This is a genomic window from Cupriavidus sp. 22TCCZM01-5 (assembly GCF_057798915.1).
Genome location: NZ_JBYOJR010000008.1, coordinates 1 through 26612, shown reverse-complemented (window position 1 = coordinate 26612; position 26612 = coordinate 1). Strand labels below are relative to the sequence as shown.

Here is a 26612-nt window from a genome sequence, read left to right as displayed (position 1 = left end):
ATGAAGATCCGTGCCCAGGTAGCCATGGTGCTGAACCTAGACAAGTGCATCGGCTGCCATACCTGCTCCGTAACCTGCAAGAACGTGTGGACCAGCCGTGACGGCATCGAGTACGCGTGGTTCAACAATGTCGAAACCAAGCCCGGCATCGGCTACCCGAAGGAATGGGAGAACCAGGACAAGTGGCAGGGCGGCTGGAAGCGCAATGCCGACGGCAGCCTCGAGCCGCGCCAGGGCGGCAAGCTGAAGATCCTGGCGAACCTGTTCGCCAACCCGAACCTGCCACAGATCGACGACTACTACGAGCCGTTCACCTACGACTACGAGCACCTGCAGAAGGCACCGCTCGTGCAGACCCCGCCGACCGCGCGCCCGGTGTCCGTGCTGACCGGCCGCAAGATGGAAAAGATCGAATGGGGTCCGAACTGGGAAGACGACCTCGGCGGCGAATTCAGCTCGCGTGGCCGCGACAAGCTGTTCGACGACGTGCAGAAGGAGATGTACTCGACCTTCGAGAACACCTTCATGATGTACCTGCCGCGCCTGTGCGAGCACTGCCTGAACCCGGCCTGCGTGGCGTCGTGCCCGTCGGGCTCGATCTACAAGCGCGAGGACGACGGCATCGTGCTGGTCGACCAGGACAAGTGCCGCGGCTGGCGCATGTGCATCTCGGGCTGCCCGTACAAGAAGATCTACTTCAACTGGCAGAGCGGCAAGGCCGAGAAGTGCCTGTTCTGCTATCCGCGCATCGAGGCCGGCCAGCCCACCGTGTGCTCGGAAACCTGTGTTGGCCGCATCCGTTATCTGGGCGTGATGCTCTATGACGCGGACCGTATCGAACAAGCGGCATCGGTGGCCGACGAACGCGACCTGTACCAGTCGCAGCTCGACGTGTTCCTCGACCCGCACGACCCGGCCGTGCAGGCCGAAGCGCACCGCCAGGGCATTCCACAGAGCTGGCTCGATGCCGCGCGCAAGTCGCCGGTCTACAAGATGGCGTGCGAATGGAAGGTCGCCTTCCCGCTGCACCCCGAATACCGCACGCTGCCGATGGTCTGGTACATCCCGCCGCTGTCGCCGATCCAGTCCGCCGCCGAGGCTAGCCACATGGGCATGAACGGCGTGATCCCGGACGTGAAGAGCCTGCGCATCCCCGTGAAGTACCTGGCCAACCTGCTGACCGCGGGCGACGTGATGCCGGTGCTGTCGGCGCTCGACCGCATGCTGGCGATGCGCGCCTACAAGCGCTCGCAGGTCGTGGACGGCATGCAGGACCTGGCCGTGCTGGAGCAGGTCGGCCTGACGCCGGCGCAGGTCGAAGACATGTACCAGACCATGGCCATCGCCAACTATGAAGACCGCTTCGTCATCCCGTCGTCGCACAAGGAAATGGTCGAGGACAGCTTCAGCGACAAGGCAAGCTGCGGCTTCACCTTCGGCAACGGCTGCTCGGGCGGCACTTCGGAAGGCACGCTGTTCGGCAAGAAGCCGAAGCCAGCCATTGCCTACGCGGCCCTGCCGCGTTCGCGCAAGGCGTTCGCAGGCTGACCAGACAGGAGAACCGACATGCCCCTTTACCCTATCCTCAGCGCCCTGCTCTGCTACCCGGAGGAGGCCCTGCTCGACAGCCTGCCCGAGATCGGCGAGGCCCTTGCCGAATGGCCGCAGGCGCGCGACATGCTCGCGCCGCTGATGCGCCTGCTGCGCGGCGAAGCACTGATCGCGCTGCAGGAGAACTACGTCGCCACGTTCGACCGCAATCCCGCGCATTCGCTTCACCTGTTCGAGCACGTCCACGGCGAAAGCCGCGACCGCGGACAGGCCATGGTCGACCTGATCGAGGAATACCGGCGCGACGGCTTCGAGCCGACGGCGGCCGAGCTGCCCGACTACGTGCCGCTGTTCCTCGAGTACCTGGGCGCGCTCGTCGCGGACGGCAAGGACGCACGCGCCGAGCAGCTGCTTGGCGATGCCATCCATGTGCTGGCCGCCGTAGGCGACCGGCTCGCGCGCAACGAAAGCCCGTATGCCGGCATCTTCACGGTGCTGCGCACGCTGACCGACGTGCAGCCCGAGCCGCAGCAGGAACCGCCCGTGCGCGACATGGATGAAGCGCTCGAAACCTTCGGCCCGGGCGCCGACGGCGTCGAGCCGCTGCTCGGTCCCGCGACCGGCGCGCACGCCGTGAAGTTCTACCCGCGTGGCACCGCGCAGCGCGCGCCGGTGGCATCCGTCTGCTGAGAACGCCAAGGTGACGACCATGAACCTGATCCATCAATTCCTCTTCGGCATCTACCCGTATATCGCGCTGGCCATCTTCCTGTTCGGCAGCCTGGCGCGCTTCGAGCGCGAACAGTACACCTGGAAGACCGACAGCTCCCAGGTGCTCTACCGCGGCAACCTGCGCACGGGCAACATCCTGTTCCACGTCGGCATCCTGGGCCTGTTCTTCGGCCACCTGGTCGGGCTGCTCACGCCCGTGGCCGTGTGGGACGCGCTCGGTGTTTCGCACAGCTTCAAGCAGGCCGTTGCGATGACCGCCGGTGGCGTGATGGGCACCATGTGCCTGGCCGGCCTGCTGATCCTGCTGCATCGCCGCCTGACCAACGCGCGCGTCTCCGCCGTGACCCGCGCCGGCGACAAGGTGCTGCTGCTGTGGCTGCTGGTCACGCTGCTGCTGGGGCTGTCCACCATCTTCGAATCCGCCAGCCATATGGACGGACACATGATGGTGCTGCTGATGACCTGGGCACAGCACATCGTGACGCTGCGCGGCGATGCGGCCAGCTTCGTGGCCGATGCCCCGCTGCTGTTCAAGGCCCACCTGTTCATGGGGATGTCGCTGTTCGTGATCTTCCCGTTCACGCGGCTGGTCCACGTGTGGAGCGGCTTCGCCTCGGTGGGCTACCTAGGCCGCGCCTGGCAACTCGTGCGCAGCCGCTGAGCCGCGCGCACCGAAACCGGAGAACACCATGCCCGTCACCGTCAATGGCGTAGAACTGACCGACGCCGACATCGAACGTGAAATGGACCACCACCGCGACGCGCGCAACCCGGCGCAGATGGCAACGGTATCCGCCATCCTGCGCCGCCTGATGCGCACGGAGGCGGAACGCCTGGGCATTGCCCGCGGCGATATGGATGACGACGCGCTGGCGCAGGCGCTGCTCGCGCAGGAGGCGCCCGTGCCGGACCCCGACGAGAGCAGCTGCCGCCGCCACTACGACAGCCGGCCCGACCGCTTCCGCGAAGGCGAATGGGTCGAGGTCGAGCACATCCTGTTCCAGGTCACGCCGCGCGTGCCGCTCGACGCGCTGCGCGAGGTCGCGCAGCAGACGCTCGCGCTGGTCAAGGGCGATCCGTCGACCTTCGCCAGCCACGCCAGCGCCTTGTCCAACTGCCCGAGCGGCGCAGGCGGTGGCCGCCTGGGCCGTGTGTTCCGCGGCGAGACTGCGCCGGAATTCGAACGCGCGGTCTTCTCCGCGCAAGCACAGGGCTTATTGCCCCAGCTCGTGGAGACCCGCTTCGGGCTGCATATCGTCCGCGTGCTCGACCGCTGCGGCGGCAACCGCCTGCCCTTCGACGTGGTGCGAGCGGACATCGCGCGTGCGCTGTCGGACGCCGCGCGTGACCGTGCGTGGAAGCAGTACGCGAGCCTGCTGATCGGCCGGGCCAGCATTACCGGCATCGAGCTCGAAGGCGCCGACGGTCCGCTGGTGCAATAGCACCGTCAACTCCGGGAGCCCGCTGGCATGCACGAGATCGAACGTCTGCCGGCAAGGACTTCATCGGCCCGTGGGTGCGGATTGCCAGCCCCGCACGCCGGCACGTCGACGAGCCCCTGGCTGGTGCCAGCGCCGCACAACGCCAGCGTGCCTGCGAGCAGGCGGCCATCCTGGTGTCGCTGCGCAATCTTGAGACCTTTCCAGGACTGGCCAGCCCTGCGGTGATCATGATCGGCGCGGTGCTGGCCGACGCGCGCGCGCTCGCGTCGTTGCCCGACGCGGCGGGGCCTCGGTCGCCTCAGTACGGCAGCCCGACGTAGTTCTCGGCCAGCGCCTTGCAGGCGGCCTCGGAGCTGACCAGGTAGTCGAGTTCGGCCTGCTGGATGCGCGACGAGAACGCATCGGCGTCGGGGAAGCGGTGCAGCAGCGATGTCATCCACCAGGAGAAGCGCTCAGCCTTCCAGATGCGGCGCAGGCATTTCTCCGAATAGCCGTCGAGTTCGCGCGGGTCGTCCTGCCGATAGCGCGCGGCCAGCGCGTCGGCCAGGTACAGCACGTCGCTCGCGGCCAGGTTCAGGCCCTTGGCGCCGGTCGGCGGCACGATATGCGCGGCGTCGCCGGCCAGGAACAGCCGGCCGAAGCGCATCGGCTCGCATACGAAGCTGCGCAGCGGCGCGATGCTTTTCTCGATCGAAGGGCCGGTCACCAGCGACTGCGCGGCCTGCGGGTCGAGCCGGCTGCGCAGCTCATCCCAGAAACGCTCGTCCGACCAGTCTTCGACGCGCTCTGTCGACGGCACCTGCACGTAATAGCGGCTGCGTGCTTTCGAACGCATGCTGCACAGCGCGAAGCCGCGCTCGTGGCCGGCGTAGATCAGTTCGTCGGCAACCGGCGGCGTGTCCGACAGAATGCCAAGCCAGCCAAACGGATAGACGCGTTCGAACAACTTCGTCGACGCGACCGGCACGCTCTGCCGGCTGACGCCGTGGAAGCCGTCGCAGCCCGCGATGTAATCGCATTCGATCTCATGCGTGACGCCGTCCTTGCGATAGCGTACGAGCGGCCGCGTGCCGTCGAAGCCGTGCAGGCTCACGTCGGACGCCTCATAGATCGTCGTGGTGCCCTCCGCCTGGCGCGCGGCCATCAGGTCGCGCGTGACTTCGGTCTGGCCGTACACCGTCACCCTGCGCCCGGTCAGCGCGTGCAGGTCGATGCGATGGCGCTGGCCGTTGAACGACAGCTCGATGCCATCGTGCGGCAGGCCTTCCTCATGCAGCCGCGCCGCAACCCCCGCGCGCTCGAGCGCGTCGACGGTCACGCTTTCCAGGATGCCGGCGCGGATGCGCCCAAGCACGTAGTCCGGGCTGCGTTGTTCCACGATGATGTTGTCGATGCCCGAGCGAGTAAGCAACTGGCCGAGCAGAAGACCGGCGGGGCCGGCGCCGATGATGGCGACCTGGGTGCGCATGGCTTGTCTCCGTATGCGTTGTTTTGATGGTAGGAAAGATAGCGGCCAGGGGTGCTTTCCGGAATGGACAGACCGAACCAAGAACAGGACAATCCGAACATCTCTGGTAAACACTGATGCGTCGTGAAGCTCGTTCCCACCTATTCGCTGTACGGCACCAGTTCATCGGAGCCACTACTGGACCAGCTGCATTTCGAATCGATTGCGCAGCGCAGCAAGCTGCACGGCTGGGAGATCCAGCCGCACCGGCATGAGCGCTTCCTGCAAATTCTGTACATCCACGCGGGCGGTGGCGAAGCCTTGCTGGAAGAGCGGCGTGAAGCGCTGCGCAGCGGCTCGCTGGTCATGGTGCCGCCGCAGCACATTCACGGCTTCGTGTTCCGGCCCGATACGGACGGCATCGTCGTGACCATGACCGACAGCCATCTGCGCACGCTGCTGGCCGGCGTGCCGGACACGCTGCCCTTGTTCGAGCACCCGCGCCACGACCGCGTGCAGCGCAGCGACGCGCTGGCCGATGCGCTGGTGCTGTTCCGCGGGGAAATGGAGGGCGTGTCCGCATGGCGCGGCGCCGCGCTGTCAGCGCTGCTGACCGTGGTGCTGATCGGCATTGCGCGGCTGGCCGATGCCGCGGCGCCGGCCGCGGCGCGCAGCAGCAGCCGGCCCGCGCGGCACTTCCAGCAGTTCCAGCAATTGCTGGAATCGGGCTATCGCGAACAGAGGGAGATTGGCGACTATGCCGGCGACATCGGCATCACGGCCACGCAGCTCAACCGGATCTGCCGGCAGATGGCCGGACAGTCCGCGTTGCAGATGATCCACGCCAGGGTGCTGGCGCAGGCGCAGCGCGACCTGCTGTTCAGCGACCTGGAGGTCAAGCACATCGCGCTGTCGCTGGGCTTTGCCGACGCGGCCTACTTCTCGCGCTTCTTCGCGAAGCAGGTCGGGCAGACGCCGACCGCGTTCCGGCAGTCGGGGCGCGCCCGGCTGCCGGCGTTCGCGACGCGCTAGAGCGCGCCAGGACGGGTCAGGCCTGCGGCCTGCGGTTGGCCTCGTCGATGGCGGCAAAGACTTCCTCGGCCATGTGGAATGCCGAGTTGGCGGCCGGCACGCCGCAGTAGATGGCCGTTTGCAGCAGCACTTCCTTGATCTCGTCGCGCGTCACGCCATTGTTGGCGGCGGCGCGCAGGTGCAGCTTCAGTTCCTCGGCGCGGTTCAGCGCGACCATCATCGCGATGGTCAGCAGGCTGCGCGTGTGCCGCGGCAGGCCTTCGCGGGTCCAGATCTCGCCCCACGCATAGCGCGTGATCAGGTTCTGGAACTCCTCGTTCAGCGGCGTCAGGTGCGCGAGCGAGCGGTCCACGTGAGCGCTGCCGAGCACCTCGCGCCGCACCGACAGGCCGGCTTCGTAGCGGGCGTGATCATCGGTGACGGGCAGGCGGCCCAGGATGAAATCGAGCAGCGCGGCGGTGAAGCGGCCTGGTTGCTCGAAGTTGGAGATATGCGCGGCCGGCAGGGCAACGAAGTGCGCGCCGGGGATCTCCGCGGCCAGGTCGCGGCCCTCCTGCACCGTGGTGGACGGGTCGTGGCTGCCCGCGATCACCAGCACCGGCACGCGCATCGTGCGCACGGCCTCGCGGAAATCGGCATCGCGCACGGCGGCGCAGCTGGCCGCATAGCCGCGCGGATCGAGCGCGGCCAGCACGGCGCGCAGCGGATCCAGCGCACGGCTAGCCGTGGCGGCAAACTCGGGCGTAAACCAGCGCTCGATCGACGGTTCCACCATGATGCCCATGCCGTCGCGCAGCACGCTGTCGATGCGCGCATTCCAGCCTTCGGCATTGCCGATCTTTGCGGCGGTGTTGGCAAGCACGATCTTCGGGAAGCGCTCGGGCGCATGCACGCCCAGCCACATGCCGGTCAGGCCGCCCATCGACACGCCGCAGAACGCGGCCCGTTCGATGCCCAGCGCGTCGAGGATGGCGAGTACGTCGCCGCCCAGCTGGTCCATGGTGAAGGCATCGCCGGGCGCACTGGAACGTCTGTGGCCACGCGTGTCATAGCGCACGATGCGGAAGCGTCCCGCCAGCGCATCGACCTGCGGCTGCCACATCGTGTGGTCGGTGCCGAGCGAGTTGGAGAAGACGATGGCCGGTGCATTGTCGGGGCCATCCACGGTATAGAAGAGCCGGGCGCCGGCGTGGTCGAGATAGGGCAATGCGGTCTCCTTGGAATCCTGTATGAAGGGGTGACGCAATCAGCTGGCCAGGCGCTGCGCGAGCGCAGCCTGCCAGCCCTGCACGGCGGCATCCGCGAAGGCGGCGGACTGGCCGGCGTAGTTGGCCGGGTCGGCCAGGCGGTCGAGGGTGGCATCGTCGAGCAGGCCTGCGTGCGCGGGATTCTCGCTGAGCGTCTGCGCCAGCGCCAGCGCCAGCGCTTCACGCAGCGTGATGCCTTGCGCTACCGCGCGGCGCGACGCGTGCTCCACCAGATGGTGCGCTTCGAGCCGGCCGATGCGGCCGCCGAGTTCGAGCATGGCCGCCTCGCCAAGGATCAGGCCGTGCGTGAGGTCGAGATTGGCACGCATGCGCGCGCCATCCACCTGCAGGCCCGACACCACCTCGCCCATCTGGCGCAAGGCGCCGGCGGCAAGCGTCACGATCTGCGGCAGCGTGTCCCACTCGGCCTGCCAGCCGCCGAGCGCGCGCTCGTGTTCCTGCACCATGCCCGACAGCATCGTCGCCACCAGCGGCGGCACGCGCACGGCCGCGGTCAGCACGGCGGCGCAGCCCACCGGGTTGCGCTTGTGCGGCATGGTGCTGGAGCCGCCGCGTCCGGGGCCGGACGGCTCGGCCACTTCAGCGACTTCGGTCTGCATCAGCAGCGAGAGATCGCGCGCCATCTTGCCGAGCGTGCCGGTCAGCATGCCAAGCGCGGTGGCGACCTCGACCAGCCGGTCGCGATGCGCATGCCACGGCAGCGCGGGCAAGGCCAGCTTCAGCTCGCTGGCCAGTTCGCGGGCCACCGCCGGCGCGGACGTGCCCAGGCTCGCCAGCGTGCCGGCCGCGCCGCCAAACTGCAGCGCGCTGGCCTGAACGCGTGCCGCGTCGAGCCGGCAAAGGTCACGGCGCAGCGCATCGAGCCAGCCGGCGGCCTTCAGGCCAAACGTGGTGGGCAAGGCATGCTGCAGCCAGGTGCGGCCGACCATCGGCGTGTCGCGGTGGGACGCAGCCAGGCCGGCGCAGGCATTGCCAAGCGCCAGCAGGCTCGCCCGCAGGCGCGGCATGGCCTCGCCGAGCTGCAGCACCAGCGCGGTGTCGATGATGTCCTGGCTGGTGGCGCCCCAGTGGACGAAGCGCGCGGCCTCGGCGTCGCGCGCCGCCACGGCGGCGGTGAGTTGTTTGACGAAAGGAATTGCCAGGTTGCCTGCGGCGACAGCGGCCTGCGCCAGCGCATCGAAGTCGATAACCGAGACGTTCGCGCAGACTTCGGAGATAGCCGTCGCGGCCGACACGGGAATGACACCGCAGCGCGACTCGGCGCGGGCCAGCGCGGCTTCGACGGCAAGCATGCAGCGCACGGTGCCGGCATCGGAGAAGATCTCCAGCACGGCAGGGCTGCCGAACATGGGATCGGTAAGGCGGGACGAGCTTGGCATGGGGGCGTAGTGGGTGTGCCGTCACGACATTGGCGACGGCACGATTATGCGCGCAGCGTCAGATGTCGAAGAACACCGTCTCGCCCGGACCCTGCAGCACCACGTCCCAGCGCAGCGCGCCGTTGCCTTGCGCCTTGGCAACGAGCGTGCCGCGCCGTTCCGCCGGCACCAGCGCCAGCACGCCATCGGCGGCATTGGCAGCGGCTTCGTCCGGGAAGTAGATGCGCGTGGCCACATGCTTGACCAGGCCGCGCATGAACACCGACACCATGATATGCGGCGCCTGCGGCTTGCCGTCCGCGCCGGGCACCACGCCCGGCTTCACGGTGACGAAGCGGAACGAGCCATCCTCGGCGGTCGGCACGCGGCCGAAGCCGGTGAAGCCGGCGACCAGCGGCAGTTCGCGCGTGTCCTCGGCATGGCGGTAGCGGCCGGCCGGGTTGGCCTGCCAGATCTCGACCATCCCGTCGGGCACGGGCGCGCCGGTGCCGTCGATGACGCGGCCTTCGATGATGATGCGCTGCCCGGCCAGTTCCGGCGCGTCAGCGGTGAGGTCGGCGCAGTTCAGGCCGGTCAGGCCGATATGCAGGTAGGGGCCGACAGTCTGCGAAGCGGTGGCGTACAGCATGTTCTTACTCCATCGGCGTGGCATCGCGGCCACGCAGCACGATATCGAAACGGTAGCCCAGCGCGTATTCCGGCTGCGTGGTCTCCCAGTCAAAGGTGGAAATCAGGCGGTTGCGCGCCTTCTCGTCGGGCACGCAGTTGAAGATCGGGTCGTACGCCAGCAGCGGGTCGCCGGGGAAGTACATCTGCGTGACCAGGCGCGTGGCGTAGGCATTGCCGAACAGCGAGAAGTGGATATGCTGCGGCCGCCAGGCGTTGTGGTGGTTGCGCCAGGGGTAGGCACCGGGCTTGATGGTCTTGAACTGGTAGCGGCCGTTGGCATCGGTGACCGTGCGGCCTTCGCCGGAGAAGTGCGGGTCGAGCGGCGCATCGTGCTGGTCGCGCTTGTGCGTGTAGCGTCCGGCGGCGTTGGCCTGCCAGACCTCGATCAGCGCGTTAGGCACCGGGCGGCCGTTCTCGTCCAGCACGCGGCCCGTGACCAGGATGCGCTCGCCGAGCGGCTCGCCGCCATTGCCGACGGTCAGGTCGTTGTCGCCGGCGCGCACGAACTCGGCACCGAAGGTGGGGCCGGTCACTTCGGACAGCGACTGCGGAATCTGCACCAGCGGCTGCGCTGGCGAGCGCAGCACGGTGGACGCATAGGGGTCGAAACGGTATTCGGGCTGGGTGTCCCAATAGGGGCGGCGGTACTGGGCGAGGCGGGTCATTGCTTCGTCTCCGGTGTTGTAGGGGTGGAATGACTTTAAGACACACACAAAGTCATGTAAATTGAGTTATTCGCTGATTACGATGAATTTTTGATATGGAACGGCAAGAGCAGGCCGCACAGGACATCTTCCGCAACCGCGTGCGCCTGCGGCATCTCTATTGCTTCGTGGCGGTGTCGCAAACCCAGCACCTCGGACGCGCGGCGGACCGCCTCGGCCTGACCCAGCCGGCCGTTTCCAAGACCCTGAGCGAACTGGAGGAGCTGGCCGGCACGCGGCTGCTGGTGCGCCAGCGTGCCGGCACCGAGCTGACCACGGCGGGCACGCGCTTCCTGCAGCATGCGCTGCGCATCCTGGCCGATATCGACGCTGCCGCCGGCAGCGTCACGGGGGAAACGGCGCAGACGCACGAACGTATCCGCCTGGGTGCGCTGCCAAGCGTGGTGCCGGCCGTGCTGACCGATGCCGTGCTGCGCTTTCGCGCCACCTATCCCGAGGTCGGCCTGGATGTGCGCACCGGCATGAACCGCAACCTGATCGACCAGCTCAAGGCCGACGTGCTGGATCTCGTGATCGGCCGCATGGACGATCCTGTCGCGATGGAAAGCCTGTGGTTCGAGTCGCTGGGACCCGATTCGCTGGTGCTGGCGGTGCGTCCCGGCCATGCGCTGGCGACGACCACGCGGCCCACGCTGCTCGATTGCCTGGCGTGGCCGCTGGTGATTGCCGCCGCGGGCTCGATCCCCCGGCACAACACCGAAAGCCTGCTGGCCCGCCACGGTCTGCGCCTGCCCGATGGCTGCGTGGAGACCTCGGACGCCTATCTCGGACGCCTGCTCGCCGAGCAGAGCGACTGTGTCTGGGCGGCGCCGATGTCGGCCACGCGCCGGGCCATGGACGAGGGCGGCCTGGTGGCACTGCCCATCGACACCCTGGGCACCGAGGAGCCCGTCGGCCTGCTGCGCCACAAGGACCGCACCCTGACGCCGATGGCGGAGGCGTTGGCCGACTGCATCCGGGCGGCGGCGCATCCGGGCGCTCCGCGTCGCGGCCAGCCGGCTCAGTGAGCGGCCACGGGCCGCCTGCCCGGCTCGCCAGCCGGAGCGGGGCTGCCGCCGAAGTGCTTCACCATCAGCGCAATGGCGGCCAGGAAGGCAGGTACGGCCAGCAGCGTGAAGATCATGTCGAACCCAAGCTGCAGGCGCAGCAGTTCCGCGCCGAGCAGTGCGCCGGTGATGCCGCCGAAGCGGCCGATGCCGAGCATCCATGCCACGCCGGTGGCACGGCCCTGCGTCGGGTAGAAGGCCGCCGCCAGGGAAGGCATGGAGGACTGGGCGCCATTCATCGCCGTGCCCGCCAGGAAGATCAGCACGCCCAGCATGAGCTGGCTGCCGGTACCGTGCCCGACGGCGTAGATCAGCGCGCCGGTGACCGCATAGGTCAGCGCGATCACCTTGTTCGGGTTGAAGCGGTCCATGAACCAGCCCGCGGCGATGGTGCCGATGCCGCCGCCGAGCGGGAACAGCGCGGTCAGGAACGAGGCGCGCTGGATCGAGAAGCCCGCGTCCTTCATCAGCGTGGGCATCCAGCTCGTCAGCAGGTAGAAGATGACCAGGCCCATGAAGTACGTGGCCCACATCATGGCCGAGCCCAGGCGATAGCCCGGCGACAGCACGGTGCCAATGGCCGACCGGGTGGCGGGAGCCTGCTCGCCAATGACATAGCTTGCGGCCGCCGCTCCGGCACCGGTCACGCGCTGCAATACCTTGCCGATCTGCTCGAGCGGGTAGTTGCGCAGCACCATGTAGCGCACCGATTCCGGCAGCAGCAACACCAGCAGCACGGCCAGCACGACCGGCAGCACACCACCGAGCAGCAGCACACTGTGCCAGCCGTAGTGCGGGATCATCGCCGCCGCAACGAAGCCGCCCACCGCCGAGCCGAGCGGAAAGCCGCAGAACATGGTGTTGACCAGCACGGCACGGCGGCGCTGCGGCGCGAATTCGGAAGTCAGCGTGACCGCATTCGGCATGGCCGCGCCCAGGCCCAGGCCGGTCAGGAAGCGCAGCGCCGTCAGCCAGCCCAGGCTAGGCGCGAAGGCCGTGGCCAGGCTGCACACACCGAAGAAGAAGACCGAAAGCACCAGCACGCGCTTGCGGCCGACGCGGTCAGCCAGCGGGCCGGCGAAGATCGCGCCAAAGGCCAGGCCAAACAGCGCGGCGCTCATCACCGGGCCAAGCTCGGATTTCTGGATACCCCAGTCTTGCACCAGGGCCGGCGCAATATAGCCGATGGCCGCCGTGTCAAAGCCGTCGACCGCGACGATCAGGAAGCACAGGATCAGGATCAGCCACTGGCAGCCGGTAAACGGCCGCTCGTCGATCAGGGCCTGGACGTCGATGACGCCGCCCTTGGCAGGGGTGGATTGGGGCACGGTTGTCTCCGTTTGCATGGAATTCGGCTGGGGTCAGCGACTGGGCAAACCCGCCCGTTGTTCTAATAGCGAACCATCGTTCTCTATAGGAACTGATCTTAGGAGTGGGAGGGGAAAGGCAAGAATTCGGGTTAACCCCTCGCGGCAGAGCAGCGCGAGTCGGGCCGGGCATGGTGGATTACGCCAGTCGGAGGGCGAATTCCGCGGGAAACTTGCGCGGTCTGCGGACAGGTTCCTTGCAGGTGTGACAGATCGGCCAAGCTGCGCAATCTTTCACCGCCGGCTTATGGGACTACAGACGATAGATGCGAAAATTTCATGGAAATAACGCCAGATGTTATTTTCCATGCCATGACGTATTGCTTAGGATGCGCTAAACAGCCGTCAACGCGAGTCAGGCCAAAAAGATAAGTATAAGACTCAATCGGCTTGACCCACGCCTCATCACGGGGCCAACGACTCCAGCACGGCAAGGTTGCCCTCGCCGAAGCCGTGGTGCCCGTCCCGCTGGACGATCTCGAAGAAGAACTCGCCCGCCTCGCGTTTCGCGAAGGCCTGGAGGAAGCGGTCCTGCCCACCGTCGGCGCGCACGGTGCCGTCTACCAGGATGCCATAGCGCTGCAGCGTGGCCAGGTCCAGTCCATGCCCCGGCAGGCGCGCATCGAGCGTGCCGTAGTAGGCCGCCGGCGGCTGCACGAACTGCACACCGTGCGCAGCCAGTGCCGCGGCGCTCGCCGCCAGGTTGTCGGTGGCCAGCGCAATGTGCTGGATGCCCTCGCCATGGGGGTCCGACAGGTACTGGCGCATCCGGTCGTGGCGCGGCGTGCCCTTCTCGTACAACGGAATCCGGATCTGCCCGCAAGGGGAAAGCAGCACGCAGGCATCGCTGGCCACCTGCCAGTCGGGATGGACTTCGTGGATCTCCCGAAAACCCAGCACCTTGCGGTAGAAGTCGCTCCATTCTTCCAGGTGGCCCGGTTCCACGGCCTGCGTCAGGTGATCGACCCGGGTCAGACCCGCGCCTGGCGAACGGCCGTCCTGCGGCAAGGGCCGGAAGTCCACGTCGTAGATCGAGATATCTCCCACGTCGCCCGGACGGCCTTCCTTGCCGCGCCAGCGGTCAATGAAATAGATGACCGACTGGCCGATGCCCTGGATGGCGGGAATATTCAGTTCCATCGGCCCGACCGTGCCGCCTTCGAACGGCCACGCGCCCGCTTCGATGGCGCGCTCGAACGCCGCCGCGGCATCGTTCACGCGGATGCCGACGGCGCAGATCGACAGGCCATACTCGGCGGCGTAGCGTGTGGCAAAGGAATCCGGCTCCGCGTCCACGATGAAGTTCATCTCGCCCTGGCGATACAGCCTGACTGCCTTGTGGCGGTGCTCGGCAATGGCGGCAAAGCCGAAACGCTCGAAGGTCCGGCCCAGTGCGGCCGCATCCGGCGAGGCGAACTCGATGAATTCGTAACCCTGGATGCCCAGCGGGTTGTCCCAGGCTTCAGCGGCGCTCATGTTGGGGGGGCTCCTGTATGGGTGCGGGGCGGTACGACAAGCCCCGTGGCAACGTGGTCCGATCATAGCAATGCTGCCGGCGCCTGCCGCATCGCCCATGGAGCCCGGCCCCCTCCGTAGAAACCCGCACTGCGTTTCCTGATCGCCCAACTGCGTTCACTAATCGCGCGTTATGCGCTTTACGTCGCTTGGCTCGCCGCCCATCGGCCACTAATCTCCGGTCATCGAGACACAGCGCCAGGCCCGGACCATGTATCCTCGCCGGCCCGACTTCCTACGCCCCCAGGAACATCATGATCAACGGCAAGACCACCCTCATCGCGCACCTTGGCTTTCCGACCGAGTCGTTCAAGGCGCCCATGATCTACAACCCCTGGTTCGAGCAGCAGGGCATCGATGCCGTGGTAATGCCGATGGGCGTGAAGCCCGACGACTACCCGGTGTTCTTCCGCTCGCTGTTCCGCCTGAGCAATATCCGCGGCGCGCTGGTCACCATGCCGCACAAGGTCACCACCGTCGAACTGGTGGACGAACTCACCCCCACTGCCCGCATCGCCGGCGCCTGCAACGCGGTGCTGCGGCGCGACGACGGCACGCTGGTCGGCGACCAGTTCGACGGCGCGGGCTTCGTGCGCGGCATCCAGCGCAAGGGCTGCCGGCTTGAAGGCGCTCGCGCCATCGTCACGGGCAGCGGCGGCGTGGGCAGCGCGATCGCCGCCTCGCTGGCCGCGGCCGGCGTGGCGGAGCTGGCACTGTTCGACACGCGCGACGCCTCGTCGCTCGCGCTGCGTGACCGGCTGCTGGCGCACTACCCGGCCCTGCGCGTGACCACCGGCTCGGCGGATCCCGCCGGCTACGACGTGGTGGTCAACGCAACGCCACTCGGCATGAACGCGGGCGATGGGCTGCCCTTCGATGTCGCCCGCATCGATCCGGGCGCCATGGTTGGCGAGGTGGTGATGAAGTCCGAGTACACCCCGTTCCTCGAAGCCGCCATCGCGCGCGGCTGCAAGGTCCAAGTCGGCACCGACATGCTGTTCGAGATGATTCCCGCCTACCTGGAATTCTTCGGCTACGGCACCGCCACGCCGGACGCCCTGCGCGCCGTAGCCCGCCTTAAATACTGAAAGACAGCCGGGGAATGCGCCACGGGCCCCGCACCGTGCGCGCACGCCCGTCACAAAAATACCGGATGCCGCCCCCAGGTCTTCCAGGCATGCCGGAAAGCACATCGCACCCATTGGTGGAGACAGACAAATGACCACAATCAACAAGGAGATCACGGCCCCCGCCGTGGCCGGCCACTCGCTGGCCGACAAGATCCGCGCCGGGTTCACGCTCGGCAAGGTGCGCTGGGGCATGCTGGCGCTCGTGTTCTTCGCAACCACGCTCAACTACATCGACCGCGCCGCCCTGGGCGTGCTGCAGCCGGTGCTGGCCAAGGCCATGGCCTGGACCGCGCAGGACTACGCCAATATCAACTTCTGGTTCCAGGTCGGCTACGCCATCGGCTTCGCCCTGCAGGGACGATTCATCGACATGGTCGGGGTCAAGCGCGCCTTCGCGCTGGCCGTGCTGCTATGGAGCCTCGCCTGCGGCGCGCATGCGCTCGCGGCCTCGGCGGTCGGCTTCATGGTCTGCCGCTTCTTCCTTGGCCTGACCGAAGCCGCCAACTACCCGGCCTGCGTCAAGACCACGCGCATCTGGTTCCCGGCCAGCGAACGCGCCGTGGCCACGGGCATCTTTAACGCCGGCACCAATGTCGGCGCCATGCTCACGCCGATCATGCTGCCGCTGATCCTGCAGGTCTGGGGCTGGCAGGCAGCCTTCCTGATCGTGGGCGCGCTCGGTGCGATCTGGCTGGTGTTCTGGCTCATCAAGTACTACAACCCGGACGAGCATCCCACGGTCAGCCAGGCGGAACTGACGCACATCAGCCGCGATGTCGAGCCGGCGCCGCAGCGCATTCCTTACTCGCAGATCCTGCGCATGCGTGGTACCTGGGCTTTCGCGCTGGCCTATGCCATCACCGCGCCGGTGTTCTGGTTCTACCTGTACTGGCTGCCGCCGTTCCTGAACCAGCAGTACCAGCTCGGCATCAGCGTGACGCAGATGGGCATTCCGCTGATCGTCATCTACCTGTGCGCCGACATCGGCAGCGTGGGCGGCGGCGCGCTCTCGTCCTGGCTCATCAGCCACGGCATGCCTGCCGTGCGGGCGCGGCTGGTGTCGATGCTGGCCTTCGCGCTTTGCATCACCTCCATCATCCTTGCCGCCGGCGCGAGCAGCCTGTGGATGGCCGTGGCCGCGATCTCCGTCGCCATCGGTGCACACCAGGCCTGGACCGCGAACATCTGGAGCCTGGTGATGGACTACACGCCCAAGCACGTCGTGAGCTCGGTGTTCGGCTTCGGCGGGATGATCGGCGCGATCGGCGGCATGTTCATGACGCAGCTGGTCGGCTACGTGCTCACCGTCACGCACAACAACTATGCGGTGCTCTTCACGATGATTCCGTGCGCCTACTTCATCGCGCTGACCTGGCTGTTCTTCCTGGCACCGCGCAAGGTGCCGACCGCCACCACGGCCTGAGCACGCAGGCTGTCACCGTCACAACGAACCGACAACAACAATCCGGGAGACCTTCCAATGCATAAATCCATGGTTGCGTTGCTCGCGCTTGCCGCGGGCAGCCTGCCCGCGGCCGCCCAGACCAACAGCGGCATCACGCTCTACGGCCTGATCGACACCACCATCCGCTTCAGCACCAACGAGGACGCGGCCGGCCATTCGCGCACGCAGATGACCGACGGCGTGCTCACCGGCAGCCGCTGGGGCCTGCGCGGCACCGAAGACCTCGGCGGCGGCAACAAGGCCTGGTACATCCTCGAATCCGGCTTCGCGCCCGACACCGGCACCAGCCAGCAGGGCGGGCGCCTGTTCGGCCGCACCGCGGTGATCGGGCTCGACGGCGACTATGGCAAGCTCGCGCTGGGCCGCCAGTACACCCTGGCCCACGAAGTGCTCTCCTCCTACGAGGCGATGGCCTTCGCCAACAACTCGATCGTTGGCTACCAGGGCGGCAACTACACCGGGCTGCGCTACGACAACACGATCAAGTACATCAAGTCATTCGGCCCGGTGCAGGCGTCGGCGGCCTATACGTTCGGCGAAGTGCCGGGCAGCATCAAGAACAGCTCGGCCGCGGCGGGTGCGCTCGTCTACAGCAACGGGCCGCTTGAAGTCGGCGCGGTCTATCAGCAAACCCAGAACGTCACCAGCGCATTCTTCGGCGCCGTACCCGCGGCGCAGGCCAGCAAGCAGACAGTCTGGGGGCTCGGCGGCACGTGGAAGGCCGCGCGCGCGCAGTATTACCTGGGCTACACCAACAACCGGCTGGACGTGGCCGACTACCGCAACAACGTCGGCTATATCGGCACACGCTACACGCTGACGGATGCGCTCGCGTTCATCGGCACGTTCCAGTACGACTGGCTGCGTCATGCCGGGCAAAGCGGCAAGCGACTCACCACGGCGGGCATGCTGGACTACAGCTTCAGCAAGCGCACGGATGTCTATCTGGAGGTGGATTACACCCACCTGCAGGGGGCGTGGATCGCGCTGAACAGTTCGCCCGCGTTCAACAACAGTGGCAATACGTACGGCAATGGCACGCGGTTGGGCGTGGTGGCCGGCGTGCGGCACAAGTTCTGATGTGGCGGGCGCCGTTGGGGGGCGCCGTGTTCTGCAGCGGCAGTCCGCCCCCTGAAGCCGCTTGTCGGCCGCACCTTGCGGGTGGAATAGGTTCCCCGCCAGCATTCAGGGTCGAAGTGGAGCGTCGCGGGCGATCGCCCACCCCGTGCTGTCGGACAATGTTTCAATCAAGGGGCAGGACGCCTCATCGCCATTGGCCTTGCATTGCCCGATCAGATGCGTCAGTTCGGCGCGCAATCGTTCGAGATCCCTCAAACGTTGCTCCACCAGACCGAGCTTTCGCTCGGCCAGTACGCGGGCCCTGCTGCACGAGTCACCATCACTCTGTTGCAGCAGCACCCGGATTTCATCAAGGGTAAACCCGAGCGACTGGGCCCGGCGGATGAAGAAGATCCGCTTCAGGCTCGGTTGCGAATACTGCCGAATGGTTCCATTGACACGCTCCGGCACCGGCAGCAAGCCGCACCGGTGGTAGTAGCGGACCGTCTCCACGCCTACACCAGCCGCCTTGGCCAGCTTACCGATCGTCAGGGTGTGCGCCATCGCTTGACTCCGTACCTTGGTACGGAACTAGGCTACGTCCAAAACCCCTCAATGGGAAAGGGCAGACTGCATTTCGATATGGAACCGGGGGCCGGAACGCCAGGGATGGTGACGTCTGCCGCCTACCGGCCGCGATGGCGAAGGGACGTGATGAGTGCAGTCAAGCTGAAGTCGATCATCACCTGCCCCAAGTGCGCCTATGCAAAAGAAGAAACGATGCCGACAAATGCCTGCCAGTGGTGCTATGAGTGCGAGCGCTGCCACATGTTACTGAGGCCGAAGGCCGGTGATTGCTGCGTCTTCTGCTCATATGGGACCGAACGGTGCCCGCCCATGCAGCAGCAAACTGGCTTGTGCTGTTCGCCGGCGGCCGTCACTCGCCGCTGACGCCAGAGCCGGGGCATCATGCAATCACAAATCATTCGCGTTTTTCCCGCGGAATATGGCTGGGCACTGGAGGTCGGCGACCTCAATGCAAAGGTCCAGATATTTCCGACCATGGAAGCCGCAATCGCTGCGGGTTGGGGCCTGGCGAGGCAGGAGAACGCGGAGTTGCACATACACCGCCACGATGGGAACCTGCGCTGGCGCACCAGCGGCTGCGACCAGCACTAGCCGTGGGCGCCGCTATCCGGCGACAGGCGGAAATACGTACCACGCGCCATCGCCATGGCGGAAGAAGGCAATCGACAGGCGCCGCGCGGATTGGGTCGATTCGACGCACACGAGGCAACCCTTGTGGTTGGCAAGGTGCCTGAAGCAGGCAACCCGCGCCGGGCTCTCATCGCTTGGCGACAACCACTTTTCTACCTGCGCGCGTAGTGAATTCTCTGTATTGCGCATCGTGGCACTCCTTCCGAGGCACACCTCACCGGTACCGCAAACAACTGGCACCTCCTTGATTTCAAGGTTAGATGGAGGGCCTCGCCACCGCCTTAGGCAAGGGACAACAATACGCATCGGGACGGACTGAATCGCTCGTAGGAAATCCCTGACAGGAGGTGTCCAGGCACCCCGGGGCAATGTATAGGGCGTATCTGCCCTTCAACGCGGCTTGCCGATCGCCGCAAGAAGCTGCAGGCCCTCGCCAGTGATGCAGAGGTGCCTGTGGTCAGGCGCAGTAGCCTCCAGCCGGACAAGCTGGCGTTCGACCAGCGCGCCGATGTCGGCAGGGTCCAATTCCCGGTGGCCTTCCATATCACCGAGAACCATCAAGGCGGCGATCTCATGAGGACTCAGCATCTCCTGTCTCCGGCGGTGATCGAGGGTCGTCTCCGGTGCACCGCCCGAAGCCTCTTGCAGGCCCCGGGCCGGTCGCCGGCACGTCTTCGTCACTATAGGAGTCGACGCCCGAAGAAATGCGAGGGATTCCGCCGCATTTGCGTTCAATCAATTCGGGGCGCGCCATCCACCCCCGCCAGCATGGCCAGCGCCGAAACCGCCACCGCATATCCCTTGACGCCCAGGCCTGCCATCACCGCCTTCGCCACCGGTGAAATCCATGAGTGATGCCGGAACGCCTCGCGCGCATGCACATTCGAGATGTGGTACTCGATGACCGGCACCGAGGCCCCCTTGATGGCGTCGTGCAGCGCAATCGACGTATGCGTCAGCGCGCCCGCATTAAGCACCACGCCGGCCATCTCGCCGCGCGCACAGGCTTGCCCTGCCTCATGCATCCAGTCGATTAGCTGTCCTTCGTAGTTGGTCTGCCGGCATTCGGCCCGCAGGCCAAGCGCTTGCGCGGCCGCCTGGCAGATCCGCTCCACGTCGGCCAGCGTTTCGCTGCCGTACACCGCCGGCTCGCGCGTGCCCAGCAGGTTGAGGTTGGGGCCGTTGAGCACCAGTACTGTCTTCATTGTGTCTCCTGGAATGAACAAGGCCGCGCCTCTGGCGCGGCCGTCACCGATAGCCTATCGTTAAGCCTCCGCATAACAATCCGGCAATATGGAAACTCAGAATGCGCTGTCAGCGAACAATGATCCCTTCCTGCGGGATCTGCGCCTGTTCTGCACGGTGGCGCGCCGCTCCAGCTTTATTGCCGCGGCCCATGAGACAGGCATTTCACCCGCGCACGTGAGCAAGCGCATCGCGATGCTGGAGGCGATGCTTGGCACGCGCCTGTTCCATCGCACCACGCGGCGCGTCAGCGTGACGGCGGAAGGCGAAAACGCGTTCGCGTGGGCCCGCAAGATCCTGGAAGACGTCGACGGCATGCTCGAAGCCGTGGGCGGCGCCGGCAAGGCCGAAAGCGAGCCGCGCGGGCTGCTGCGCATTGCCACCAGCCTGCGGCTCGGGCGCCGCTTCGTGGCGCCGGTGCTGGCGCTGCTGCGGCAACAGCATCCGGGGCTCGAGGTCTGGCTGGAACTGCTGGACCGGCGCGTGGACCTGATCGGCGAGAACTTCGACCTGGACATCCGCATCGGCGAAGTCGAGGAACCGCACCTGATTGCCAGCCGCATTGCCAGCGGCAGCCGCGTACTGTGCGCGGCGCCGGCCTATCTGGCGCGCCGCGGCGCGCCGCGCCACCTGGCCGAACTGGCGCAGCATGACTGCCTGCTCCACCGCGAACGCGACCAGGCCTTCGGCGTGTGGCGGCTGCACGGCCCCGCCGGCATGGAAATGGTCAAGGTGACCGGCCCGATGGCGTCGAACCACAGCGACGTCACGCGCGAGTGGGCGCACGAGGGCTACGGCATCATCATGGCCTCGGTCTGGGACGTGGCCGACAGCATTCGCGCAGGCGAGCTGGTGCAGGTGCTGCCGGCGTGGCAGCAGCCGGCCGACGTCTGGGCCGTGACCAGCGCCCGGGCATCGTCGTCGGCGCGCATGCGCGTCTGCATCGACTTCCTCAAGGCCCGCCTGTCACAGGGCCCGTTCGCGCTGGCGAGTTCGCTGCACGGGTAGAAGCCGGCCCGCGCGGCGGCGCGTGGGTCTGTAACAGACCCTAAAGCGTGCGCATGATCGACAGCGCGGTGTCCTGCAGCACTTGCAGCACGCGCGCGCAGGCCGCGTCCGCGCTCTCCTCGCCGATCTGCATATTGACCGACAGCGCCGCAATCACCTTGCCGTGGCGGTCGCGCAGCGGCACCGCCACCCCGCGCACGCCGATCTGCAACTGCTGCTCCACCACGGCATAGCCCTGGGCGCCGGCCTTGCGAATCTCTTGCAGCAGCCGGTCGTGCTGGAGGATCGTGTAGGGCGTATAGGGCGTCAGCACGCACTGGTCCAGCCACTCCCTCACCGTGTCCTCGGGCTGCGACGCCAGCATCATCACGCCGGCCGAGGCCAGCGGGGCCGGCACGCGCGCACCCAGCACGAAGCCCGTGCTCATCACGCGGCTGGTGCTGGTGCGGGAGATGAATACCAGCTCCCAGCCATCGAGCACGCTCAGGTAGGCGGCCTCGCCGACCTGCGCGGTGATCTGCTGCAGGAACGGCTGCACCAGGCGCGGCAGCCGCGCCGAATCAAAGTAGGACCAGCCGACCTTGAGCACGCGCGGCGTCAGGCTGAACAGCGTGCCGTCGCTGGTCGTATAGCCCAGGTGCTCCAGCGTGAGCAGGTAGCGCCGCGCGGCCGTGCGCGTCAGGCCAGTCAGCTGCGCCGCCTGCGACGGCGTGAGGCGGGGATGGTCGTTGTCAAAGGCCTCCAGGATCGCCAGGCCCTTCTCCAGCCCGGCGATCCAGTCGCGCCGGTTCAACGGTTCTTTTTCCATGCTCGCTTATGGTTAACCCGGGTAATGCGCGACTGTCGCGCATGATCGCGCGATTATCGCTCTTTTAGGCGCGAATTGCGATTGTTTGGCGCGCTCGCGACTTCTACGCTTGCTGCATACCGGCCCCGACCTTCACCGCATCATGTCTGCAGCCTCTCGCCCCAAACCGCTTCCGAAGTCGATCGCCACCGTCTCGCTCTCCGGCACCCTTCCCGAAAAACTTGAAGCCGCCGCGGCTGCCGGATTCGACGGCGTGGAAATCTTCGAGAACGACCTGCTCAACTTCGACGGCTCGCCCGCCGAAGTGCGCCGCATGGCGGCCGACCTCGGCCTGCGCATCACGCTCTACCAGCCGCTGCGCGACTTCGAGGCCATGCCGGCGGAACTGTTCGCGCGCAACATGGCGCGCGCCGAACGCAAGTTCGACGTGATGGAACAGCTTGGCGCCGACACGGTGCTGGTCTGCAGCAATGTCCAGGACATCGCCATCGACGACCCCGCGCGCGCCGCCGCGGACCTGCGCCAGATGGCCGAGGCCGCCGCCCGGCGCGGCCTGCGCGTCGGCTACGAGGCCCTGGCGTGGGGCCGGCACACGCGCCGCTGGCGCGAGGCGTGGGACATCGTGCGGCGCGCGGACCACCCGGCACTGGGCCTGGTGCTGGACAGCTTCCATACGCTGGCGCTGGGCGACACCCTGCAGGGCCTGGACATCGTGCCGGCCGAGAAGATTTTCTTTGTGCAATTGGCCGATGCGCCGCGCATGTCGATGGACGTGCTGGGCTGGAGCCGGCACTACCGCAACTTCCCTGGACAGGGCGACCTGCCGGTGACCGACTTCGCGCGCGACGTGCTGCAGGCTGGCTACACCGGCCCGCTCTCGCTGGAAATCTTCAACGACGAATTTCGCGCCGCCCCGGCGCGCCAGACCGCACTGGACGGGCTGCGTTCGCTGATCTGGCTCGAATCCGAGGCGGGCGGCTTCGCGCTGCCGGCGCCGCCGGTGTTCGAAGGCGTCGACTTCGTCGAGTTCGCGGTCGACTACGTGGCCGGGCGCGAACTGGCGCAGCGGCTGGCGTCGCTCGGGTTCGTGCATGCCGGGCGCCATCGCTCCAAGGCGGTCGACTTGTACCGGCAGGGCGACATCAACCTGATCCTCAATGCGGAGCAGGACAGCGCGGCCGCCGAACACTTCCAGCTGCACGGCCCGTCTGTCTGCGCAATCGGCCTCAAGGTCGACGATTCACGCCGCGCCATCGCGCGTGCCCGCGCGCTGCTGTGCAAGGAGTGGCGCGAACCGGTGGGCCCGCAGGAACGCGTGATTCCCGCGCTGCGCGCGCCCGACGGCATGCTGTTCCACCTGATCGACGACATCGACGCCGCGCGCAGTATTTACGAGAGCGACTTCGAGCTTCGCCCGCTGCCGCAAGAAGCCGCCGCGGGCGCGGGGCTGACGGCGATCGACCATATCGCCCAGGCCCTCCCGGCGCACCGGCTCGACACCTTCGTGCTGTTCTACCGCTCGGTGTTCGGCATGCAGGCAGAGGCCGTCCACGAGATTGCCGATCCGTATGGCCTGGTCAAGAGCCGCGCCATGGTCAGTGCCGGCCAGCGCGTGCGCATTCCGCTCAATGTCTCGGAGAGCGGGCGTACGGCCACGGGGCGTTTCGTCACCGCCTACGCGGGCTCGGGCGTGCATCACATTGCCTTTCGGTCCATGCAGCTCGCGCATACGGTCGAAGCCATCGACCGCAGCCGCTCGGCGATGCTGCACGTGCCCGACAACTACTTCGAAGACCTGGCCGCGCGGCTGTGGCTGGATGATGACCTGCTGGCCCGGCTTCAGCGCCTGGGCCTGCTCTACGACCGTGACGGCCATGGTGAATTCCTGCACACCTACACGGAGCCATTCCACGAGCGCTTCTTTTTCGAACTCGTGCAGCGCGATGGCTACGTCGGCTACGGCGTGGCCAACGCGTCGGTGCGCATGGCCGCTCAGGCGCAGCTGCGCCACAGCTGATGCCAGCCGTCCCACTTTTTCAAGACAACCAAGACAACCACACTTCCCACAGGAGACTCTGAATGCTGGATCCTTGCATCATCTCGGTTGCGATTACCGGTTCCGTACCGCGCAAGAAAGACAATGCCGCCGTGCCGGTCACGGTAGCCGAACAGATCGAAAGTACTCACGCCAGCTATGAGGCGGGCGCCTCGCTGGTCCACCTGCACGTCCGCGACGCGCAGGAGAACTCCAGCTCCGACCCCGAGAGTTTCGCCGCGCTGCAGGAGGGCATCCGCAAGCATTGTCCGGGCATGATCGTGCAGTTCTCTACCGGCGGACGGGGCCGTGAAGCCAGCCAGCGCGGCGCCATGCTGTACCTGCGCCCGGACATGGCATCGCTGGCCACCGGCTCGGTCAATTTCCCCACCAGCGTCTATGAGAACCCGCCCGACTTCATCCGCTCCCTGGCGGCCAGCATGCGCGAGTTCCAGGTCAAGCCCGAAATCGAGATCTTCGACCTGTCGATGCTGTACAGCACGGCCGAACTGGTAAAGGAGGGGCTGCTCGCGCCACAGCCGCATGTGCAGTTCGTATTCGGCATCCGCAACGCGATGCCGGCGCGCCGCGAAGTCCTGGCGTTCGAAGTCGAGCAACTGCAGAAGGTGCTCCCCGGCGCAACCTGGACTGCAGCCGGGATCGGACGGCACCAGCTCGAAGTCAATCACTGGACACTGGAGCTTGGCGGCCATTGCCGGACCGGGCTGGAAGACAATATCCGCTGGGACAAGGACACGCTGGCCCGCAGCAATGCGCAGCTGGTGCAACGCGTTGCGCAACTGTGCGAGCAGTATGGCCGCGCCGTGGCGACGCCCGCTCAGGCCAGGGCCCTGCTCGGCTTGCAACCCTTGGCGGCTTAGCCTCGATATGTCGGACCGGCGGCCCGCCCGGCGGCCGCCCGGGCGTCACGCGGGGACGTTCGCTGCGGGCGCCCCCCGTTCGCGCGCCGCCGCGGCGGTTCCGCCCAGGCCGCTGGCGGCAATGAATGCGACGCCGAGCACCGACCACGCATCCGGCACGGAACCGAACACCATCCAGCCGCCGAGCATGGCAAAAGCGATCTGCAGATACAGATACGGCGTCAGGATGCCTACTGGTGCGCGCGCATAGGCCAGCACCAGGCAAAGGTGACCGGCGCAACCGGCCAGCGCCATGCCGGCCAGCATGGCCCAGTGCATTGCGCTGACGTGCCAGACCCACGAGAACGGCAACGCCGCCGTGAGCAGCAGAGTCGCCACAGAGCCCGTGTAGAAGTGCGTCGTCCCGACGCCGTCGGCACGCGTCAGCGCGCCGGTCAGCAACTGGTAGCCGGCGTTGGACAGCACCACGCCCAGCGGCAGCAGCATGGCCGGGTGGAAGTCGGGGCCGGGGCGTATCACCATCACCGCGCCGGCAAACCCCAGCAGCAGGAACAGCCACCGCACCGGCGAGACCCGCTCGCCCATCAGCGCTGCCGCGGCGAGCGTGATGGCCAGCGGCGTGAGCATTGCCACCGCGGTGAAGTCGCCCACGGGCAGGACCTTGAGGCTGAAGAACGCGCACAGGCTCGACACCAGCATCAGCGCCGCGCGCATGCATTGCAGGACCGGCCGGCGTGTGTGTAGCAGGTACCGGCCGCGCGCCGGCAACAGGACTGCGCCGGTCAGCGCCGTCTGCGCCAGATAACGCACCCACAGCGCCATGACCACCGGGACGGCGCCGCCGACGCCCTTGGTCAGCGTATCGAGCGTGGCAAAGCAGGCTACCGCCGCGATCATTAGCGCAATGCCTTGCGGCGTGTGGTGGTCCTTCATGGCGGGGTTGGCTGCTTGTTGCGCCGCTGGCAGTGGGTTGCGCGGCGTGGATTGGGGGATGGGAGCAGGTTACTGTTGTCAGCGGGAAAAACAATTGGGCTGGGAGGAAAGTCAGAATGTGCGCTGAGCGAATAATCGGTGGGCTGCCGGACGGCGCTTTTGGGGGCTTCCTTGCGGGCGTGGCTGTTTCGCCGGCGTTGCCGGCGGGAGTTTTGTGGTTGGGATTGCGCTGTCGTGCTTGGCAGGCGCCGCTGTTTCGCCGGCGTAGCCGGCGAGTCACTTCTTGTCCGAGCGACAATAAGTAACCAAAAAGCGCGTCGCCTGGCGGCTGGCCATCAACGAGGCGCTTCTTGTCTTCAAGCGGCTTTGGTCTCGCGATGCTTGGGTGCCCGTTCGAGCCTGCTACGCATAGTGATTCAGAACCAGTGCCTCCGATAACCGGCTCTTGTACGATCCCCATGTAGGGCTCGGGTACAGCGTTCCAACGAGGTCAGCGGTGGGACGCCTACGGCTGCGCTGCGCGCGCGCCCTAGTCGGTATGCGCGGGGCATCATCGTCGCCATTGCCGACGGTTCGGTTTCTCTGCTTCGCTGTGGCGCGGTTTGCCTGCGGCCTGGGTGCTCAGACTAGGGCTCTGCGCGTAGCGCAGCCGAAGGC

The 26612-nt window shown here is 66.9% G+C and carries 26 protein-coding genes and 1 pseudogene; 15 read left to right on the top strand and 12 right to left on the bottom strand.

Annotated elements, in window-relative coordinates; all coding sequences use genetic code 11:
* The 5 genes and pseudogenes from narH to AC3FNH_RS09975 form a co-directional block, all read left to right on the top strand.
* Nucleotides 1-1548, top strand: a complete 1548-nt coding sequence (gene narH, locus AC3FNH_RS09995; RefSeq protein ID WP_488719928.1) for a nitrate reductase subunit beta — start codon at nucleotides 1-3, stop codon at nucleotides 1546-1548.
* Between the two features lie 18 nt (nucleotides 1549-1566).
* A complete protein-coding gene (gene narJ, locus AC3FNH_RS09990) occupies nucleotides 1567-2241 on the top strand; it encodes a nitrate reductase molybdenum cofactor assembly chaperone (protein WP_488719927.1) in 675 nt (224 codons plus the stop codon).
* A 19-nt stretch (nucleotides 2242-2260) separates the two neighbouring features.
* Nucleotides 2261-2944 (top strand): respiratory nitrate reductase subunit gamma, encoded by a 684-nt coding sequence (narI, locus tag AC3FNH_RS09985; RefSeq protein ID WP_488719926.1) that lies wholly within the window; start codon nucleotides 2261-2263, stop codon nucleotides 2942-2944.
* A gap of 28 nt (nucleotides 2945-2972) precedes the next feature.
* A complete protein-coding gene (locus AC3FNH_RS09980) occupies nucleotides 2973-3725 on the top strand; it encodes a peptidylprolyl isomerase (protein ID WP_488719925.1) in 753 nt (250 codons plus the stop codon).
* A gap of 53 nt (nucleotides 3726-3778) precedes the next feature.
* Nucleotides 3779-3928 (top strand): annotated as a pseudogene (locus AC3FNH_RS09975) (carbonic anhydrase); the annotation flags it as partial.
* A 95-nt stretch (nucleotides 3929-4023) separates the two neighbouring features.
* Here the strand turns inward: AC3FNH_RS09975 and pobA are convergent.
* The gene (gene pobA, locus AC3FNH_RS09970; protein ID WP_276102342.1) at nucleotides 4024-5193 is read right to left on the bottom strand and encodes a 4-hydroxybenzoate 3-monooxygenase; all 1170 of its coding nucleotides are present in this window, start codon (nucleotides 5191-5193) and stop codon (nucleotides 4024-4026) included.
* Between the two features lie 123 nt (nucleotides 5194-5316).
* On the opposite strand from pobA, the gene AC3FNH_RS09965 reads away from it, so the two are divergent.
* Nucleotides 5317-6204: a helix-turn-helix domain-containing protein gene (locus tag AC3FNH_RS09965; protein WP_488719924.1), complete on the top strand. Its 888-nt coding sequence runs from the start codon at nucleotides 5317-5319 to the stop codon at nucleotides 6202-6204.
* A 16-nt stretch (nucleotides 6205-6220) separates the two neighbouring features.
* On the opposite strand, the gene pcaDC is transcribed toward AC3FNH_RS09965, so the two are convergent.
* The 4 genes from pcaDC to pcaH are packed head-to-tail and all read right to left on the bottom strand — an operon-like array spanning nucleotide 6221 to nucleotide 10185.
* Nucleotides 6221-7411, bottom strand: a complete 1191-nt coding sequence (gene pcaDC, locus AC3FNH_RS09960) for a bifunctional 3-oxoadipate enol-lactonase/4-carboxymuconolactone decarboxylase PcaDC (protein WP_488719923.1) — start codon at nucleotides 7409-7411, stop codon at nucleotides 6221-6223.
* Nucleotides 7412-7450: 39 nt separating this feature from the next.
* Entirely contained in the window at nucleotides 7451-8851 is a 1401-nt protein-coding gene (locus AC3FNH_RS09955; protein ID WP_488719922.1) for a 3-carboxy-cis,cis-muconate cycloisomerase, read from the bottom strand.
* Nucleotides 8852-8909: 58 nt separating this feature from the next.
* Complete coding sequence (pcaG, locus tag AC3FNH_RS09950; protein WP_488719921.1) at nucleotides 8910-9479, bottom strand: protocatechuate 3,4-dioxygenase subunit alpha; 570 nt, start codon at nucleotides 9477-9479, stop codon at nucleotides 8910-8912.
* Between the two features lie 4 nt (nucleotides 9480-9483).
* Nucleotides 9484-10185 carry a protocatechuate 3,4-dioxygenase subunit beta gene (pcaH, locus tag AC3FNH_RS09945; protein ID WP_276102346.1) on the bottom strand — a complete coding sequence of 234 codons (702 nt, stop codon included), beginning with the start codon at nucleotides 10183-10185 and terminating at the stop codon, nucleotides 9484-9486.
* Between the two features lie 95 nt (nucleotides 10186-10280).
* Between pcaH and AC3FNH_RS09940 the strand changes: the two genes are divergently transcribed.
* Entirely contained in the window at nucleotides 10281-11252 is a 972-nt protein-coding gene (locus AC3FNH_RS09940) for a LysR substrate-binding domain-containing protein (RefSeq protein WP_276102347.1), read from the top strand.
* On the opposite strand, the gene AC3FNH_RS09935 is transcribed toward AC3FNH_RS09940, so the two are convergent.
* Nucleotides 11246-12637, bottom strand: a complete 1392-nt coding sequence (locus AC3FNH_RS09935; RefSeq protein ID WP_488719920.1) for an MFS transporter — start codon at nucleotides 12635-12637, stop codon at nucleotides 11246-11248. The two genes, AC3FNH_RS09940 and AC3FNH_RS09935, sit on opposite strands and share 7 nt — an antisense overlap.
* A gap of 426 nt (nucleotides 12638-13063) precedes the next feature.
* A complete protein-coding gene (locus AC3FNH_RS09930) occupies nucleotides 13064-14134 on the bottom strand; it encodes a 4-hydroxyphenylpyruvate dioxygenase family protein (protein WP_488719919.1) in 1071 nt (356 codons plus the stop codon).
* A 293-nt stretch (nucleotides 14135-14427) separates the two neighbouring features.
* Here AC3FNH_RS09930 and AC3FNH_RS09925 point away from each other — a divergent pair, with 293 nt between their 5' ends.
* From AC3FNH_RS09925 to AC3FNH_RS09915, 3 genes are all read left to right on the top strand, one after another.
* The gene (locus tag AC3FNH_RS09925) at nucleotides 14428-15261 is read left to right on the top strand and encodes a shikimate dehydrogenase family protein (RefSeq protein ID WP_488719918.1); all 834 of its coding nucleotides are present in this window, start codon (nucleotides 14428-14430) and stop codon (nucleotides 15259-15261) included.
* A 130-nt stretch (nucleotides 15262-15391) separates the two neighbouring features.
* A complete protein-coding gene (locus AC3FNH_RS09920; RefSeq protein WP_488719917.1) occupies nucleotides 15392-16726 on the top strand; it encodes an MFS transporter in 1335 nt (444 codons plus the stop codon).
* A 57-nt stretch (nucleotides 16727-16783) separates the two neighbouring features.
* Complete coding sequence (locus tag AC3FNH_RS09915; RefSeq protein WP_488719916.1) at nucleotides 16784-17848, top strand: porin; 1065 nt, start codon at nucleotides 16784-16786, stop codon at nucleotides 17846-17848.
* A gap of 105 nt (nucleotides 17849-17953) precedes the next feature.
* Here the strand turns inward: AC3FNH_RS09915 and AC3FNH_RS09910 are convergent, their stop codons facing one another.
* Nucleotides 17954-18391 carry a MerR family transcriptional regulator gene (locus AC3FNH_RS09910; protein ID WP_488719915.1) on the bottom strand — a complete coding sequence of 146 codons (438 nt, stop codon included), beginning with the start codon at nucleotides 18389-18391 and terminating at the stop codon, nucleotides 17954-17956.
* 150 nt (nucleotides 18392-18541) lie between these two features.
* On the opposite strand from AC3FNH_RS09910, the gene AC3FNH_RS09905 reads away from it, so the two are divergent.
* The gene (locus AC3FNH_RS09905; protein WP_488719914.1) at nucleotides 18542-18778 is read left to right on the top strand and encodes a GDCCVxC domain-containing (seleno)protein; all 237 of its coding nucleotides are present in this window, start codon (nucleotides 18542-18544) and stop codon (nucleotides 18776-18778) included.
* 18 nt (nucleotides 18779-18796) lie between these two features.
* Nucleotides 18797-19006, top strand: coding sequence for a DUF2188 domain-containing protein (locus tag AC3FNH_RS09900; RefSeq protein ID WP_488719913.1), 210 nt, complete (start codon nucleotides 18797-18799; stop codon nucleotides 19004-19006).
* A 429-nt stretch (nucleotides 19007-19435) separates the two neighbouring features.
* Here AC3FNH_RS09900 and AC3FNH_RS09895 read toward each other — a convergent pair whose 3' ends face one another.
* Together AC3FNH_RS09895 and aroQ are read right to left on the bottom strand one after the other, a co-directional pair.
* Entirely contained in the window at nucleotides 19436-19633 is a 198-nt protein-coding gene (locus AC3FNH_RS09895) for a hypothetical protein (RefSeq protein WP_488719912.1), read from the bottom strand.
* A 143-nt stretch (nucleotides 19634-19776) separates the two neighbouring features.
* Nucleotides 19777-20250 carry a type II 3-dehydroquinate dehydratase gene (gene aroQ, locus AC3FNH_RS09890; RefSeq protein ID WP_488719911.1) on the bottom strand — a complete coding sequence of 158 codons (474 nt, stop codon included), beginning with the start codon at nucleotides 20248-20250 and terminating at the stop codon, nucleotides 19777-19779.
* 88 nt (nucleotides 20251-20338) lie between these two features.
* Here aroQ and AC3FNH_RS09885 point away from each other — a divergent pair, with 88 nt between their 5' ends.
* Nucleotides 20339-21298, top strand: a complete 960-nt coding sequence (locus AC3FNH_RS09885) for a LysR family transcriptional regulator (protein WP_488719910.1) — start codon at nucleotides 20339-20341, stop codon at nucleotides 21296-21298.
* Nucleotides 21299-21338: 40 nt separating this feature from the next.
* On the opposite strand, the gene AC3FNH_RS09880 is transcribed toward AC3FNH_RS09885, so the two are convergent.
* On the bottom strand, nucleotides 21339-22106 hold the full coding sequence (locus AC3FNH_RS09880) for an IclR family transcriptional regulator domain-containing protein (protein WP_276102359.1): 768 nt from the start codon (nucleotides 22104-22106) through the stop codon (nucleotides 21339-21341).
* 142 nt (nucleotides 22107-22248) lie between these two features.
* Between AC3FNH_RS09880 and AC3FNH_RS09875 the strand changes: the two genes are divergently transcribed.
* Both AC3FNH_RS09875 and AC3FNH_RS09870 read left to right on the top strand, forming a co-directional pair.
* Complete coding sequence (locus AC3FNH_RS09875) at nucleotides 22249-24123, top strand: bifunctional sugar phosphate isomerase/epimerase/4-hydroxyphenylpyruvate dioxygenase family protein (protein WP_488719909.1); 1875 nt, start codon at nucleotides 22249-22251, stop codon at nucleotides 24121-24123.
* A gap of 62 nt (nucleotides 24124-24185) precedes the next feature.
* Entirely contained in the window at nucleotides 24186-25022 is an 837-nt protein-coding gene (locus AC3FNH_RS09870) for a 3-oxoadipate:acetyl-CoA acetyltransferase (RefSeq protein ID WP_488719908.1), read from the top strand.
* Between the two features lie 45 nt (nucleotides 25023-25067).
* On the opposite strand, the gene AC3FNH_RS09865 is transcribed toward AC3FNH_RS09870, so the two are convergent.
* Nucleotides 25068-25955 carry a DMT family transporter gene (locus tag AC3FNH_RS09865; protein ID WP_488719907.1) on the bottom strand — a complete coding sequence of 296 codons (888 nt, stop codon included), beginning with the start codon at nucleotides 25953-25955 and terminating at the stop codon, nucleotides 25068-25070.
* Nucleotides 25956-26612: the final 657 nt, after the last annotated feature.

Coding starts and splice junctions, on each gene's coding strand:
- narH (WP_488719928.1), top strand. CDS start 1: ATGAAGATCCGTGCCCAGGTAGCCATGGTGCTGAACCTAGACAAGTGC.
- narJ (WP_488719927.1), top strand. CDS start 1,567: ATGCCCCTTTACCCTATCCTCAGCGCCCTGCTCTGCTACCCGGAGGAG.
- narI (WP_488719926.1), top strand. CDS start 2,261: ATGAACCTGATCCATCAATTCCTCTTCGGCATCTACCCGTATATCGCG.
- AC3FNH_RS09980 (WP_488719925.1), top strand. CDS start 2,973: ATGCCCGTCACCGTCAATGGCGTAGAACTGACCGACGCCGACATCGAA.
- pobA (WP_276102342.1), bottom strand. CDS start 5,193: ATGCGCACCCAGGTCGCCATCATCGGCGCCGGCCCCGCCGGTCTTCTG.
- AC3FNH_RS09955 (WP_488719922.1), bottom strand. CDS start 8,851: ATGCCAAGCTCGTCCCGCCTTACCGATCCCATGTTCGGCAGCCCTGCC.
- pcaG (WP_488719921.1), bottom strand. CDS start 9,479: ATGCTGTACGCCACCGCTTCGCAGACTGTCGGCCCCTACCTGCATATC.
- pcaH (WP_276102346.1), bottom strand. CDS start 10,185: ATGACCCGCCTCGCCCAGTACCGCCGCCCCTATTGGGACACCCAGCCC.
- AC3FNH_RS09940 (WP_276102347.1), top strand. CDS start 10,281: ATGGAACGGCAAGAGCAGGCCGCACAGGACATCTTCCGCAACCGCGTG.
- AC3FNH_RS09935 (WP_488719920.1), bottom strand. CDS start 12,637: ATGCAAACGGAGACAACCGTGCCCCAATCCACCCCTGCCAAGGGCGGC.
- AC3FNH_RS09930 (WP_488719919.1), bottom strand. CDS start 14,134: ATGAGCGCCGCTGAAGCCTGGGACAACCCGCTGGGCATCCAGGGTTAC.
- AC3FNH_RS09925 (WP_488719918.1), top strand. CDS start 14,428: ATGATCAACGGCAAGACCACCCTCATCGCGCACCTTGGCTTTCCGACC.
- AC3FNH_RS09920 (WP_488719917.1), top strand. CDS start 15,392: ATGACCACAATCAACAAGGAGATCACGGCCCCCGCCGTGGCCGGCCAC.
- AC3FNH_RS09915 (WP_488719916.1), top strand. CDS start 16,784: ATGCATAAATCCATGGTTGCGTTGCTCGCGCTTGCCGCGGGCAGCCTG.
- AC3FNH_RS09910 (WP_488719915.1), bottom strand. CDS start 18,391: ATGGCGCACACCCTGACGATCGGTAAGCTGGCCAAGGCGGCTGGTGTA.
- AC3FNH_RS09905 (WP_488719914.1), top strand. CDS start 18,542: ATGAGTGCAGTCAAGCTGAAGTCGATCATCACCTGCCCCAAGTGCGCC.
- AC3FNH_RS09900 (WP_488719913.1), top strand. CDS start 18,797: ATGCAATCACAAATCATTCGCGTTTTTCCCGCGGAATATGGCTGGGCA.
- AC3FNH_RS09895 (WP_488719912.1), bottom strand. CDS start 19,633: ATGCTGAGTCCTCATGAGATCGCCGCCTTGATGGTTCTCGGTGATATG.
- aroQ (WP_488719911.1), bottom strand. CDS start 20,250: ATGAAGACAGTACTGGTGCTCAACGGCCCCAACCTCAACCTGCTGGGC.
- AC3FNH_RS09885 (WP_488719910.1), top strand. CDS start 20,339: ATGGAAACTCAGAATGCGCTGTCAGCGAACAATGATCCCTTCCTGCGG.
- AC3FNH_RS09880 (WP_276102359.1), bottom strand. CDS start 22,106: ATGGAAAAAGAACCGTTGAACCGGCGCGACTGGATCGCCGGGCTGGAG.
- AC3FNH_RS09875 (WP_488719909.1), top strand. CDS start 22,249: ATGTCTGCAGCCTCTCGCCCCAAACCGCTTCCGAAGTCGATCGCCACC.
- AC3FNH_RS09870 (WP_488719908.1), top strand. CDS start 24,186: ATGCTGGATCCTTGCATCATCTCGGTTGCGATTACCGGTTCCGTACCG.
- AC3FNH_RS09865 (WP_488719907.1), bottom strand. CDS start 25,955: ATGAAGGACCACCACACGCCGCAAGGCATTGCGCTAATGATCGCGGCG.